Origin of the sequence: Hephaestia sp. MAHUQ-44 (genome assembly GCF_023806085.1) — a bacterium.
Lineage (GTDB): Bacteria > Pseudomonadota > Alphaproteobacteria > Sphingomonadales > Sphingomonadaceae > Sphingomonas.
Map to the genome: position 1 here is coordinate 269,114 of NZ_JAMSLX010000001.1, position 13,578 is coordinate 282,691.

Genomic DNA, 13,578 nt, shown 5'->3' on the forward strand with positions numbered 1-13,578 from the left:
GATGTAGGCAATCGCGCCGCCGCACGCCACCGCCGGGTTCAGTTGGCGGCGAACAGCTTGGTGCCGACGACGCCGATCACGATCAGCGCCATGAAGGCGGCCTGCACGCCGCTCACCTTGTCATCGAAGAAGATCATGCCGCCGATGATGACCCCGACCGCGCCCAGCCCGGTCCACACCGCATAGGCCGTGCCCGCCGGAATCCCGCGCATCGCCAGCGCGAGCAGCCCCATGTTGACGAACGACAGCACGATCGGGACCGACGAGGCCTGCCAGGTCGCGACCGTCGCCGCCCATTTGAGGCTGAGCGCCCAGCAGATTTCGGTGAACACGGCGATGCCGAGGATGAGCCAGGACATGGGGTTGCTCCCACGGGCTCGAAGAAAAGGCGCAGCCGCCGGAAACCCGTAAAGAGGCGGGGCGCGTTGCATGGCTAGCGACGCGATGCCGGGCTTGGCACGGCACCTGTTTGCCACAAATATCCGCGTTTGCGGCGCGTTGGCCCCCGGAACAAGTCCGGGGTGACGTAGCAGTCAGTTCGGGGCGGTCAGTTCGGGCGGCCGAGGCCCGCGATCGTGCGGTCGATCAGCGGCTTGTCCGCCTTGGCGCCGTGCTGACGAGCGATGATATCGCCTGCGGCAGCCGCGGCAGCCTCGGCGGCACGCGCGCGGACATCGGCGATTGCCTGACGTTCGGCGGCGGCAATCTTGTCCTCAGCCATGCCGGCGCGGCGCGCCACCAGATCATTGGCATCGGCCTCGGCCTTGGCGAGCAGGCCCTTCGCCTCGGCCTCGGCCTGCGCGATGATCGCCTGCGCGTCGCCGGCACTCGCGGCGTTGCGCTTCTGCGCTTCGGCGAGCAGCGCCTCGGCCTCGGCGCGCAGCCGGGCGGCCTCGTCGAGTTCGCGGCGGGTGTCGGCGATCCGGGCGTCGAGCGCGTCGCGCACGCGGTGATGCGCGCGGCCGAACCAGATCATCGCAACGATGAAGATCGTCAGGCTGACATAGACCCAGCCCTCGGCGTTGAGGCCGAGCATGGTTTCACCGGTGGTGATGCCGTGGGCGCCGGCATCGGCATGCGCGGCGGCAGCGAGCGAAAGCAGCATCAACGCCTCCTTACGCCAGCGCGGCGCGGACGGCGCCGGTGGTGGTATCGGTGTCGGGGCGGACGCCCGTCAGCTTCTCGACGATCTGGGTCGCGGCATCGGCGGCAACACGTTCGATCTCGCCCATCGCCTTGGCCTGGGCGGCGGCGAGCGCCTTGTCAGCCGCAGCGGTGCGCGCATCGAGCGCCGTTTTGGACTCTGCGAGCTTCGCCTCGAGCGCGGCAGCGGCGGAACCGCGTGCCTCGTCGAGCCTGGCCCGCGCCGATTCCTGCGCGGACGCGATCCCGGCTTGATAGTCGGCGGCGATGGCATCGGCATCGGCCTTCGCCTTCGCCGCCGAATCGATATCCCCCGACACCTTGTCCGCGCGCGCCTGCACCACGCGACCGAGCTTGGGCAACGTCGGCATCACGATCCCGAAAAACAGGATCGCGAAGGCGATGCACAACCAAACCATCTGCGGTGCGAAATTGGCGAGCTCGAACTGAGGCATCGGACTGGGACTCTAGTGTACGAGGGTCAGGCGAACGCGAGGTAGAGCGACACGACCGCCGCGATCAGACCAAGCGCTTCGACCACCGCGAAGCCGAGGAACAGACGACCCGAGATGCGCGGTTCGGCATCGGGATTGCGGAACGCGCCCTGGAGGTGGCTGCCGAACACATAGCCGACACCGATGCCGGCGAGGCCCGCACCCATCGCCGCGAGGCCGGCACCGATGAACTTGGCTGCTTCTGGATCCATGATCTCTCTTCCCTTGGATTAAACGTCAGTGACTTAGTGGAGGTTGATCGCGTCGTTGAGATAGATCGACGCGAGCAGGGCGAAAACATAAGCCTGGATAAGCGCAATCAGCAGTTCGAGCGCGGCGAGCGCGACGTTGACCGCGAGCGGCAGAATACCAAACACAACCGGAATAGCCTCGAACGACCCCAGCGCGACGACGAAGGTGCCGAACACCTTCAGCAGTACGTGCCCTGCGGTCATGTTCGCGAACAGCCGGACCGCCAGCGTGAACGGGCGGGCAAGAAAGCTCACCACCTCGATCGGCAGGATGACGATGCCGAGCGCCACATTGACGCCCTTCGGCCAGAACAGCGTGAAGAAGTGGAGCCCGTGCTTCCAGAAACCGACGATCAGCACGATGCCGAAGATGATGAAGGCAAGCGCGAGCGTCACCGCGACATGGCTGGTGGGCGTGAACGCGCCGACCCAGGGGATCAGCCCGAGGATGTTGAGCGCGAGCACGAAAATGAAGATCGCGAAGATCAGCGGCACGAACCGGCGGCCGTTGGGGCCGACGTTTTCATCCATCATGCCGACGATAAAGCCGTAAATCGTTTCGACCGCGGCCTGCATCCGGCTCGGCACCAGCGTCGGACGCGCGGTGCCCGCATAGAGGAACACCGCCACCACGCCGAGCGCGATGAGCATCCACAGCGATGAATTGGTGAACGACAGATCCACGCCCGCCACCGGCGGGATCGGGTGCAGCACCCGGATCGCGAACTGTTCCATCGGATTGTTGCCGGCCATCGCTTCAGCTCTACTCGTTATCGTTGGTCGGATCGGTGTCGAACTGCTTCGACGTCTTGATCGCGCGACGCAGCCCGGCGGCGAAGCCGAGCAGCAGGAACACGATCATCATCCAGGGCGCGGTGCCGAGCCCCTTGTCGAGCAGGAAGCCGATCAGCGCGCTGACCAGTATCGTGCCGACGAATTCGATGCCGACCGCCCAACCTTTGGTTTCGGCCGAGCCGCCGGCACGATTCACCGGCGCCTCATGCGCGGCCTTGGCCTGCGCGATGCGGCGGTCCAGATCATCGGACTCGTTCTGGCGGTCGTCAGCCAACGCTCGAATACACCCTGATATAGAAACGCCGCCAAGCAACTGCCGGCGACGAAAACGGCATCGGGGGACGTAAGGCCCCCGTTGCGGCGCCCGTTTAGGAAAGGGGCGAGACCGAGTCAACTCTTGTGACCCGGCCGCGTGCGGCACCGATCGCCCCAGCCACAGCCGGCGTCACGCGATGGCCGGGAGATGCCAGCTTGCGCTGGCATGACCGGTAATCAGACGCAGCGCGGATCGCGTTCGGGGGCAGCGGCGCCGCGCGTCTTCCAGGTGCCGTCGGGCGCCTTGTATTTCTCGCCCGCGACCGTCTTGAGGATCAGGTTGCAGCCGGCGACGAACGCCATCTGCTCCACCGTCGCGCCGCTTGCGGCCTGCTTGGTATAAGCGGCCTTGCGCTGGATGTTGATGTTGTTGACGAGCCCCCGCAGATCGGGCGTCGCCGCGCCGACGATGCCGAGATAGCCGTCGGGCTGTTCGCCGATCTGGCCACCGGCGCGCGCCGCGGCATAGGCCGGGTCGCGCTGGGCATAGGCGCTGGTGGCGAGACCCGCCACCACAAGCGTGCCGACCGCCAGGGCCGCGACGAACATCATTTTACCCTGCTTCATCAGAAAATTCCCGGATTGTCCTGGATCAGCGATTTCGCCTCCCCATCGAGACGATACACCACTTCCTGGTCGATTTTGATATTGAGGTTGATCTCGATCGGCTTGTCGGGCGCGTTCACCGTGATGCAGCCGCTGGTGGCGGCACCTGCGCCGATCACGAGCAGCGCCGCGATGGCGCCCTTCATCCCTGCCGTGGTCACCCTCCTGTCGATGGGCATCAATTCTGTTTCGATCATGGCACGGTCTCGCTTTCGGTGGGCTGAATGGGATGTTCGGCGGGGGTTGTCGAGGGCGCGGCGCCCGCCTCGTTCTGGCGCTCGATGAGTTGGGGCAGGTTGCGCTCGACCAGCCGCGTGGGATCGTAGAGGCCGCGCGCCGAATCGATCAGACCGCGAAAGGGCGCGCGGATCGTGACGTTGAAGACCAGCGGCAAGCGCGACAGGCGGCGAATCAGGAAATTGGATTTGGTGCCCTGCCCCTGATTGACGCCCGCGAAATGGACCTCGGTGACCATTTCGCCTGCCAGCGGACCGTTCATCGTGATCGTCAGGCTCTTGTAATCAAGCGCCTTGAGGGCCTGGAACGCCATGTCGCCCCAGGTGCCGAGATTTTCCTGCGATACCGGGCCGACATAAGCGAGCGCGCCGCCGCCCGCGCGTACCGCGAGGTGCCCGCCCTCGATCCTGCCGCCGCTTTCATCGAACACCATCGGCATCGTGCCGTCGAACACGCCGCTCGCGCTCAGATTCTTGAAATCGAACTGCTGGAGGAATTGCGCGGCATCCATGCCGGTGATCGTGAAGGTGAGGTGGCGTTTCCGGTGTTCGGCGAAATCGAGCAGCGTCGGCTCCAGCACCAACTCGCCGCCCGCGAACGGCCAGCGCCCGCCTTCGATCTCGACCTGCGTGGGGCCGTGCAGACGATAGCGGATCACGCCGCCGGTCGCCGCAACGCCGGGATTGACCGAGGCGATCGTCGCACGCTGGCCGGGCGCGGTGACCATCCCCAACAGATCGGTGAAATGGATCTCGGTCGCCAGCCCTTCGACCGGGCCGAAGGCGGCAGCGAGATCGGTGGCGTCGGTGCCGAACGTGCCGGTGCTTGTCACGCCCTCGGGGGTCCAGGCGATATGCCCCTGCCCGCGCACCGTGCCGGCAACGTCGGCGATCACGCCATAGGTGAGGCGCGTTAGCAGATTGGGCTGGAAGCCCTTGCCGAAGGTGATGCCGGGCACGGTGAGATCGGCGCTGCCCGCCCCCGACGAGAGATCGTGCGCGATGGTGACGTCGGCGACCTTGGTGCCGGTTTCGGGTTCGGCAAGCGTTCCGGTGGCGGTGATGCGATTGGCGACGAGATCGAACGCCACATCGTGCGTGACCAGCGGATTGAAGCGCGGCGCCTCGGCCGCGTCGGCAACGGTGAGGCCGCCGGCAAGCGCGAGCTTGCCGGCGGCAAAGCGCCAGTCGCCCGCGCCTTCCGAGAGCAACAGCGGGACATTGCCGATCTGCCCGCGCGCGCCCGCGAACGTGCCTGCAACCGCGCTCCCGGCAAGTCGGCCATCGAGCCGCGTGGCCTCGATCCGCGTCTGGCTGCCCTCGGCGCCCAGCACGGCCGCGACATCGCGGAGCACGAAGCCGCGCGTGCCCAGCGCCAGTTCGGCACCCGAGGCATCGAGCGACAGCGGCGTCTGCCCGAGACGGCCCTGAAGATGCGACGCCGCGACCCGGGCGCCGCCCGTGACACTGCCGCCATCGACCGCGACCAGCGCGCCGCCCACCGGGCAGAGCGTGAGCCGGGTCGGCATGAGCACGAGGCTCGATACCGCCAGCCGATCGAACGCCAGCGGCGCGCAGCGCGGATTGATCGAGAGCCGCCCCGCGCCGTTCCACACGCCGCTGATCGGGAGCGACGCCTTCTCGATCCGCCCGTCGCCGAGCGGCCCCGACAGCGTCGCGTTGGTCGAAAAGCGGGTCGAACCATCGGCATGGGCGGTGAATGTGACCGGGGTGAGCGCGAGCGATGCACCATCGGCGGCGTAGCGCTGGATCAACGCATTGCCCGTCATCGGCGCGCGCGCCTGCGTCTGATGGAGCTGGATCGCAGCCTCGGGCATCCCGCCGCCGCTGAGCGTGAGCAGGCCATCGACGCGCAGCCCCGCATCGGGCCAGCCATATTGGATGCCGTCGCCGCCGGCGAGCGTCGCGCTGGCCCCGCTTGCCGCGGAGACGATCAGCCGCGACACGCCGACCCGGCCCTGCCCGCGTGCATGGAGCGCATCGATATTGGCGGTGACATTGAAATCGCCCGCCGCGGCGGCCCCGGCGCGGGCGAGCCGGGCGACCAGCGGGCCAACCGGTGATCCTTCGGCCGATGCCCCCGCGCGGACGATCGCCGCGCGGCCGGCATCGGCGAGTTGCGCCGAGCGCGCGCCGGCGCTGCCCTGAAAGGCGACGAAGCCGTTTTCGATGCGATAGCCGCCCGCCAGGGCAAGCCGCGCCGCACCGCCGCGATCGGCCGTGACCGCGCCGCTTGCCAGATTGAGCGTCCCCGAGGTGCGCGTCGGCGAGCCATTGAAATCGAGGCTGCCCGCGAGCGCGCGCAGGTGACCGATCGGCGCGCGTAGATCGGCCAGCTTGACCCCGGCGCGCCCCTGCCAGCGATCGAGCCGTTCGCCCAGCGTGACCGCGATGTCGGCGTGCGCGCCACCGGCGCGGGTATCGCCGCACACCACGCTGCCCGCGCTGACCGGCCCGGCCAGTGTGGGGCGTGCATCGGCGATCGACACGCGCAGCAGCGCCGCCGCGCGCCCCGCCGTACAACCCGACAGATCGAGCGTTTCCGCCACCGCCGCGACGCGCCCCGAAAAACCGTCGTCGAGCCGACCGCTGCCGCTCGCATGGAGGCCGATCACGCCATACGGCGTCTCAAGCCGCATCCCGGCATCGGCGACGGTGATATCGAGCGCGGGCAGCGCGAACGGCGCGCCCGAAGGCGCCGGCAGCAATTTGTCGATCGTGCCCAGCGACAGCGCCCCATCGACCAGCCGCCCGCGCAGCCGGACATGCCCGGCGCGCACCGCGGTGACCGACGCGCCCGACAGGCCGATCCCGGTCGACAGTTCGACCCAGTCGGCGACCAGATCGGGGTGGGCGGGATCGCCGATGACGAGGTTGGTCAGCCGCTGGCGGCCCAGCCCGAGATCGGCGATGTGATAGCGCGCGGTGACGCCCTTTGCCGCGAGAAACGCATCGACATAGCTCGCCGCGATCGGCTTGCGCTGCGTCCACAGCCCGACCAGCGGCACGAGCACCAGCGCCGAACCGCCGATCAGCCACCAGCGCAGCGCCCCGATCCGGGGCACGGAACGACGACGCGGCGCCGGTGCGGGCGCGACGGCCGCCTCGTCATCGTCATCGTCACGCGTCACGCCGTTCGGAACTCCTCACCCGTCTGATCCGCGGGCGTCCTTCAAGCATAGGCAAGATGAACGCAGACACAATTGCATAGACCCCCGGCGCTGCGTAATCCTAGGCATTCATGGATGCGCCTTCGCCAGATTATATCGGCCATCGCAGCCGGTTGCGTGCGCGCCTGATCGCGGGCGGTGGCGACAGTTTGCTCGACCACGAACTGATCGAATATCTGCTGATGCTCGCGGTGCCGCGGCGCGACACCAAGACGCTCGCCAAGCGGCTGCTCGCCGAATTCGGCGGGATGGCGGAGTTGCTCGCCGCCGATGCGGGGTCGATCGCGCGAGTGAAGGATGCCGGCGACAGCGTGGTCGCGGCGATCAAGATCGCGCAGGCGGTGGCGCTGCGCGTGCTCCAGGCGGAAGCATCGGCGCAGCCCGTGCTCGCCAATTGGCAGGCGCTGATCGATTATCTCACCGCGCGGCTGGCGCATCAGACGATCGAAAGCGTGCGCGTACTCCACCTCAACACGCGCAACATCCTGATCCGCGACGAGGAGATGAGTCGCGGGTCGATCGACGAATCGGCAGTCTATGTGCGCGAGGTGATCCGCCGCGCGATCGAGCTGGGCTCGGCGGCGCTGATCCTCGTCCACAACCACCCCTCGGGCGATCCCGCACCGAGCCGCGCCGATATCGAGATCACCCGCAACGTGATCGAAGCGGGCAAACGGATGGGGATCGCCGTCCACGATCACCTCATCATCGGCCGCGGCGGCCATGCCAGCCTCAGGTCGATGGGGCTGATCTGATCGTTCGGGGCACGGGGCGGCATGGCCCCGTGGTTTGTCGGCGCGGCCGGTCCCTGCTACCGCGCCCCTCGCCGCGACTCCGAGCCCGGTTTGCAACGAGACGCCCTGCAACAACATTTCAGCAAAGGATTTGCCCGCATGGTGCCGCGTTACGCCCGCCCCGCGATGTCGGATATCTGGACCCCCGAATCGCGCTTCCGCATCTGGTTCGAGATCGAGGCGCACGCGACCGACGCGCTCGCCGAACTCGGCGTCGTCCCCAAGGAAGCCGCCAGGGCGATCTGGGAAAAGGGCGCGTTCGAGGTCGATCGGATCGACGCGATCGAGGCCGAGGTGAAACACGACGTCATCGCCTTCCTCACCAACGTCGCCGAGCATGTCGGCGAGCCCGCGCGCTTCATGCATCAGGGCATGACCAGTTCCGACGTGCTCGACACCTGCCTTGCGGTGCAACTGGCGCGCGCGAGCGATATCCTGATCGACGATCTCGACAAATTGCTCGCGGCGATCAAGCGGCGCGCGTTCGAGCACAAGCTCACTCCCACGATCGGCCGCAGCCACGGCATCCATGCCGAGCCCGTCACCTTCGGGCTCAAGCTCGCGCAGGCCTATGCCGAGTTCGACCGCAACCGTGCGCGATTGAAGGCGGCGCGTGCCGATGTCGCGACCTGCGCGATTTCGGGCGCGGTCGGCACCTTTGCCAATATCGACCCCTCTGTCGAAGCGCATGTCGCCGAAAAGCTGGGGCTCACCGTCGAGCCGGTGTCGACCCAGGTCATCCCGCGTGACCGCCACGCGATGTTCTTCGCGACGCTGGGCGTGATTGCGAGTTCGATCGAGCGGCTGGCGACCGAAGTGCGCCACCTGCAACGCACCGAGGTGCTCGAGGCCGAGGAATATTTCTCGCCCGGCCAGAAGGGCTCGTCGGCGATGCCGCACAAGCGCAATCCGGTGCTGACCGAGAATCTGACCGGCCTGGCGCGGATGGTGCGTGGCTATGTGACCCCGGCGCTGGAGAACGTGGCGCTGTGGCATGAGCGCGATATATCGCACTCTTCCGTCGAGCGCTTCATCGGGCCGGATGCCACGATCACGCTCGATTTCGCGCTCGCGCGGCTGACGAGCGTGATCGACAAGCTGGTCGTCTACCCCGAGCGGATGCAGAAGAATCTCGATCGGATGGGCGGCCTCGTCCATTCGCAGCGCGTGCTGCTGGCGCTGACGCAAGCCGGCGTGAGCCGCGAGGACGCGTACCGGCTGGTGCAGCGCAACGCGATGAAGGTGTGGGATTCGGACGGCACGCTGTCGCTGATGGAGTTGCTCAAGGCCGATCCCGACGTGACCGCCGCGCTGTCGGCCGACGAGATCGAGGCGCGCTTCGACCTCGACTATCACCTCAAGCATGTCGACACGATCTTCGCGCGCGTGTTCGGCGCTTAAGCGCTAACCCAAGGCTGCATCGCGGCGGCGCCGGCCCGCTCCCTGTCACCCAAAAACGGTGCGGGAGCAGGCCGGCGCCGCTTTCGTTTGTCCGATCGTCGGCGTGATGCAGATCGTTACGCCTGCGAATGCGTTTGCTGCAAGTGCGAAGAAGCTCTTTGCGGTTGTCCTTTTTTCTGCCGTACCTATCTATGTTGCACCGCAACGGAGCGGAGGCCGGGCAAGGGGCTCGGCAAGATGAGGAGACCGTACATGAGCAAATATGAGACGACGGCGTTCGGCGCCGTGGCCCTGATTGCCCAGGCGCTGGTCGTGGCCGCGATCTTCGCGCCCTAAACAGGTTTCGGCGATCCCGCCTACCGCACCATCGGGTGCGGTGGGCGGCAACCGACGCTTTTCTTTTCTTCGATGACCGCGATTGGCCACAGCGCCCGGTGTGAGTCCACCCGACGCGCTATCGCGTTACAGCGATTTCGGGCCAGATGGAATCGTCCGGCGGCTCGGAAATAACGACAAACAAAAGATACTTCAGCGCCGAGGCGGTTCGATCAGAACCGGATCGAGGCTAGCCGCCGACGGCTTTCTTCATCTTCGCGAAAAAGCCCGTCGATTCAGGGCATTCCTCACCGGTTTCGGTCTCGCGGAACGCCTGAAGCAACTCTTTCTGGCGCGCGCTCAAGCGGGTCGGCGTTTCGACCTCGATCCGGATCACCAGATCACCGCGCCCCCTGCCCTGCAACACCGGCATCCCCGCACCCCGATGGCGCAATTCGCGCCCCGACTGGATTCCCGCCGGAATCTTGATCTCGTAGGTCTCACCGTCGGGATTGGGAATGTCGATCGTGCCGCCCAGCGCAGCGGTGGTAAAGCTGATCGGCGCGCGCGTATAAAGCGTCGTCCCCTCACGCTCGAACAGCGCATGGCGTGCGACGTGGATGAAAATATACAGATCGCCCGGCGGCGCGCCGCGCGCGCCCGCTTCGCCTTCGCCCGACAGGCGGATGCGGGTGCCCTCGTCGACCCCGGCGGGAATATTGACGCTCAGCGTCTTGGTCGTGTCGACCCGGCCCTCGCCGCGGCAATGACGGCACGGATCGGCGATCGTCTCGCCCGCCCCCGCGCACGATGGGCAGGCGCGCTCGACGACGAAGAAGCCCTGCTGCGCGCGCACCTTGCCCATGCCGCCACAGGTGCGGCAGGTCTGGGCCTCGGTGCCCGGCGTGGCGCCCGATCCCTCGCACGTATCGCACGCACCCGACACGTCGATCGTGATGTCGGCCGACTTGCCGTGAAACGCCTCGTCGAGCGTGATTTCGAGATCGTAGCGCAGATCAGCGCCCCGGCGCGCCTGCGGGCGACCACGCGCGGCACCACCGCCCATGAACTCGCCGAAAATATCCTCGAAAATGTCGCTGAACGCGCCGAAATCGCCCGCGCCGCCGCCACCACGATGGCCGCCGCCGCCGTTGGTGAAGGCGGCATGGCCGAAGCGATCGTACGCGGCCCGCCTCTGCGGGTCCTTGAGGCATTCATACGCCTCGTTGACCGCCTTGAACTTGGCCTCGTGCTCCTTGCACCCGCCGTGCTTGTCGGGGTGCAGATTGATCGCGAGGCGGCGATAGGCGGATTTGAGCGTCGCCGCATCCGCATCGCGCGCGCAGCCGAGCAGCTCATAATAATCGATCTGGCTGGTCATCGTCGGCCCCCGCCCACCCCGTCATCCCCGGCGATCCGGGGAACCCGCATCCTCATCCATCGCGTGGGACGGCAAGGAGCCAGCTTCCCGCTGGCGCGGGAATGACGGGTGGTGCGCATTCGCTTATGCCTTGTTGTCGTCCACTTCCGAGAATTCGGCGTCGACCACATCCTCGTCGGCGCCCGCCTCGCTCCCCGTCGCACCCGCATCGGGCGAGGCTTCGGCCTGCTGCTGCTTCTCGTAGATCGCCTGGCCGAGCTTCATCGCGACCTGCGCGAGGGCGTTGGCCTTGTCCTTCATCGCCTCGGCATCGCCGCCCTCGACCGCCGTCTTGGCCTCGGCGATCGCCGCTTCGATTTCGCCCTTGAGCGCAGCATCGACCTTGTCGCCATGTTCGGCCAGCTCGCGCTCGGTGGTGTGGATCAGGCTTTCGGCGTTGTTCTTCGCCTCGGCCGCCTCGCGGCGCTTCTTGTCCTCTTCGGCGAACTGCTCGGCGTCATGGACCATCGATTCGATGTCTGCATCCGACAGGCCGCCCGAGGCCTGAATGCGAATCTGCTGTTCCTTGCCGGTGCCCTTGTCCTTCGCGGAGACGTTGACGATGCCGTTGGCGTCGATGTCGAACGTGACCTCGATCTGCGGCACGCCGCGCGGCGCAGGCGGGATACCGACCAGATCGAACTGGCCGAGCATCTTGTTGTCCGCCGCCATTTCGCGCTCGCCCTGGAACACGCGGATCGTCACCGCCTGCTGGTTGTCATCGGCGGTCGAATAGGTCTGACTCTTCTTGGTCGGGATCGTCGTATTGCGATCGATCATGCGCGTGAACACACCGCCGAGCGTCTCGATGCCGAGGCTCAGCGGAGTCACGTCGAGCAGCAACACGTCCTTGACGTCGCCCTGGAGCACACCCGCCTGGATCGCGGCGCCGATCGCCACCACTTCATCGGGGTTGACCCCCGTGTGCGGTTCCTTGCCAAAGAAATCCTTCACGATCGAGCGGACCTTGGGCATCCGCGTCATGCCGCCGACGAGCACGACCTCGTCGATCGCATCGGGCTTGAGCCCCGCATCCTTGAGCGCCTTCTTGCAGGGCTCGAGCGTGCGCTTGATGAGATCCTCGACCAGTTGCTCGAGATCGGCGCGGGTGATCGCCTTCACCAGATGCTTGGGACCGTTCTGATCGGCGGTGATGAAGGGCAGGTTGACCTCGGTCGCCTGCGCCGACGACAGCTCGATCTTCGCCTTTTCAGCAGCCTCCTTGAGGCGCTGGAGCGCGAGCTTGTCCTTGGTGAGATCGATCCCCTCGGCCTTCTTGAAATCCTCGGCGAGGAATTTCAGCAGCTTGGCGTCGAAATCCTCGCCGCCGAGGAAGGTATCGCCGTTGGTGGCCTTCACCTCGAACACGCCGTCGCCGACCTCGAGGATCGAGATGTCGAACGTGCCGCCGCCGAGGTCATAGACCGCGATCGTCTTGTTCTCGTTCTTGTCGAGCCCGTAGGCGAGCGCGGCCGCGGTCGGCTCGTTGATGATGCGCAGCACTTCGAGGCCCGCAATCTTGCCGGCATCCTTGGTCGCCTGGCGCTGGGCGTCGTTGAAATAGGCCGGCACGGTAATCACCGCCTGCGTCACCGTCTCACCCAGATAGGATTCGGCGGTTTCCTTCATCTTCTGAAGGATGAAGGCCGAAATCTGCGCGGTCGAATAATCCTGGCCGCCCGCTTTCACCCAGGCATCGCCACTCGATCCCTTGACGATGTCATAGGGGACGAGTTCCATGTCCTTCTTGGTCAACGGATCGTCGAACCGGCGGCCGATCAGCCGCTTGACCGCGAAAATGGTGTTGTCAGGATTGGTGACCGCCTGGCGCTTGGCCGGCTGGCCGATCAGCCGCTCGCCATCCTTGGCGAAGGCGACCACCGACGGCGTCGTCCGTGCGCCCTCGGCATTTTCGATGACCTTGGGCTTGCCGCCCTCCATCACTGCAACGCAGCTGTTGGTGGTGCCCAGATCGATTCCGATAACTTTAGCCATAATCCCTCGTTGGCCCCGACTATTAAAACAGATTCGGCTGCACACGCCGCCGAAGCGACGGCGCGCGCAACCGTTACGTGATCGGATATAGGGGGGCTTGTCCTTGCCGCAAGATTGCCGCGCTCGTAGAATGCGCTTGTCCCGAAGCTGCACAAGAGAGCTTACGTTGAAACTTGCCCCCGTTGCCCTTGCCCTTGCGGCCGTTGCCACGCTGTCCGGCTGCCAGACGCAGGATGACATTTATGTCACCGATGCGTGGGTGCGACTGGCCGCGGTCGAGGGCCGCCCCGCGGCGGCCTATTTCACGCTGCACGGCTATTCGAAGGATTCGACGCTGATCGACGTCGCCAACCCGGTGTCGCTGCGCACCGAGATCCACGAGACGATGACGCACGACAACATGTCGACCATGGCGGCGATCACCGCGGTGCCGCTCCCCGCCAAATCGACCGTGGCGTTCACGCCCGGCGGCAAGCACGTCATGCTGTTCGACGTCAATCCGTCGGTCAAACCCGGATCGACGATCCCGCTGACGCTGACCTTCACCGGCTTCCCGCGGATCGAAGTCGATGCGGTCGTGGTCGCCGCGGGCGATCCCGCGCCGTTCAAGGACAAGTGAGCG

The 13,578-nt window shown here is 66.5% G+C and carries 14 protein-coding genes; 3 read left to right on the forward strand and 11 right to left on the reverse strand.

From position 1 onward, the window contains the following. Positions 1 to 38: 38 nt before the first annotated feature. The 9 genes from NFE57_RS01215 to NFE57_RS01255 form a co-directional block, all read right to left on the reverse strand. On the reverse strand, positions 39 to 359 hold the full coding sequence (locus NFE57_RS01215; RefSeq protein ID WP_252133730.1) for a DMT family transporter: 321 nt from the start codon (positions 357 to 359) through the stop codon (positions 39 to 41). Between the two features lie 188 nt (positions 360 to 547). Continuing rightward, positions 548 to 1,105 carry a F0F1 ATP synthase subunit B family protein gene (locus NFE57_RS01220; RefSeq protein WP_252133731.1) on the reverse strand — a complete coding sequence of 186 codons (558 nt, stop codon included), beginning with the start codon at positions 1,103 to 1,105 and terminating at the stop codon, positions 548 to 550. A gap of 10 nt (positions 1,106 to 1,115) precedes the next feature. Continuing rightward, positions 1,116 to 1,598, reverse strand: a complete 483-nt coding sequence (locus NFE57_RS01225; RefSeq protein WP_252133732.1) for a F0F1 ATP synthase subunit B family protein — start codon at positions 1,596 to 1,598, stop codon at positions 1,116 to 1,118. Positions 1,599 to 1,624: 26 nt separating this feature from the next. Further along, entirely contained in the window at positions 1,625 to 1,849 is a 225-nt protein-coding gene (gene atpE, locus NFE57_RS01230) for an ATP synthase F0 subunit C (protein WP_119037020.1), read from the reverse strand. Between the two features lie 33 nt (positions 1,850 to 1,882). Further along, positions 1,883 to 2,641, reverse strand: a complete 759-nt coding sequence (locus NFE57_RS01235; RefSeq protein WP_252133733.1) for a F0F1 ATP synthase subunit A — start codon at positions 2,639 to 2,641, stop codon at positions 1,883 to 1,885. 10 nt (positions 2,642 to 2,651) lie between these two features. Then, a complete protein-coding gene (locus NFE57_RS01240; RefSeq protein ID WP_252133734.1) occupies positions 2,652 to 2,957 on the reverse strand; it encodes an AtpZ/AtpI family protein in 306 nt (101 codons plus the stop codon). Between the two features lie 218 nt (positions 2,958 to 3,175). Next, positions 3,176 to 3,547 carry a YdbL family probable chaperone protein gene (locus tag NFE57_RS01245; RefSeq protein ID WP_382279252.1) on the reverse strand — a complete coding sequence of 124 codons (372 nt, stop codon included), beginning with the start codon at positions 3,545 to 3,547 and terminating at the stop codon, positions 3,176 to 3,178. A gap of 17 nt (positions 3,548 to 3,564) precedes the next feature. Continuing rightward, positions 3,565 to 3,750 (reverse strand): YnbE family lipoprotein, encoded by a 186-nt coding sequence (locus NFE57_RS01250; RefSeq protein WP_252133906.1) that lies wholly within the window; start codon positions 3,748 to 3,750, stop codon positions 3,565 to 3,567. 47 nt (positions 3,751 to 3,797) lie between these two features. Beyond that, a complete protein-coding gene (locus NFE57_RS01255; RefSeq protein ID WP_252133736.1) occupies positions 3,798 to 6,992 on the reverse strand; it encodes an intermembrane phospholipid transport YdbH family protein in 3,195 nt (1,064 codons plus the stop codon). Between the two features lie 110 nt (positions 6,993 to 7,102). Between NFE57_RS01255 and radC the strand changes: the two genes are divergently transcribed. After that, positions 7,103 to 7,786 (forward strand): RadC family protein, encoded by a 684-nt coding sequence (gene radC / locus NFE57_RS01260; RefSeq protein WP_252133737.1) that lies wholly within the window; start codon positions 7,103 to 7,105, stop codon positions 7,784 to 7,786. 138 nt (positions 7,787 to 7,924) lie between these two features. Next, positions 7,925 to 9,226 (forward strand): adenylosuccinate lyase, encoded by a 1,302-nt coding sequence (gene purB, locus NFE57_RS01265; protein WP_252133738.1) that lies wholly within the window; start codon positions 7,925 to 7,927, stop codon positions 9,224 to 9,226. 565 nt (positions 9,227 to 9,791) lie between these two features. On the opposite strand, the gene dnaJ is transcribed toward purB, so the two are convergent. Continuing rightward, positions 9,792 to 10,922 (reverse strand): molecular chaperone DnaJ, encoded by a 1,131-nt coding sequence (gene dnaJ / locus NFE57_RS01270; protein WP_252133739.1) that lies wholly within the window; start codon positions 10,920 to 10,922, stop codon positions 9,792 to 9,794. Between the two features lie 123 nt (positions 10,923 to 11,045). After that, complete coding sequence (dnaK, locus tag NFE57_RS01275) at positions 11,046 to 12,956, reverse strand: molecular chaperone DnaK (RefSeq protein ID WP_252133740.1); 1,911 nt, start codon at positions 12,954 to 12,956, stop codon at positions 11,046 to 11,048. Positions 12,957 to 13,122: 166 nt separating this feature from the next. On the opposite strand from dnaK, the gene NFE57_RS01280 reads away from it, so the two are divergent. After that, complete coding sequence (locus NFE57_RS01280) at positions 13,123 to 13,575, forward strand: copper chaperone PCu(A)C (RefSeq protein WP_252133741.1); 453 nt, start codon at positions 13,123 to 13,125, stop codon at positions 13,573 to 13,575. Positions 13,576 to 13,578: the final 3 nt, after the last annotated feature.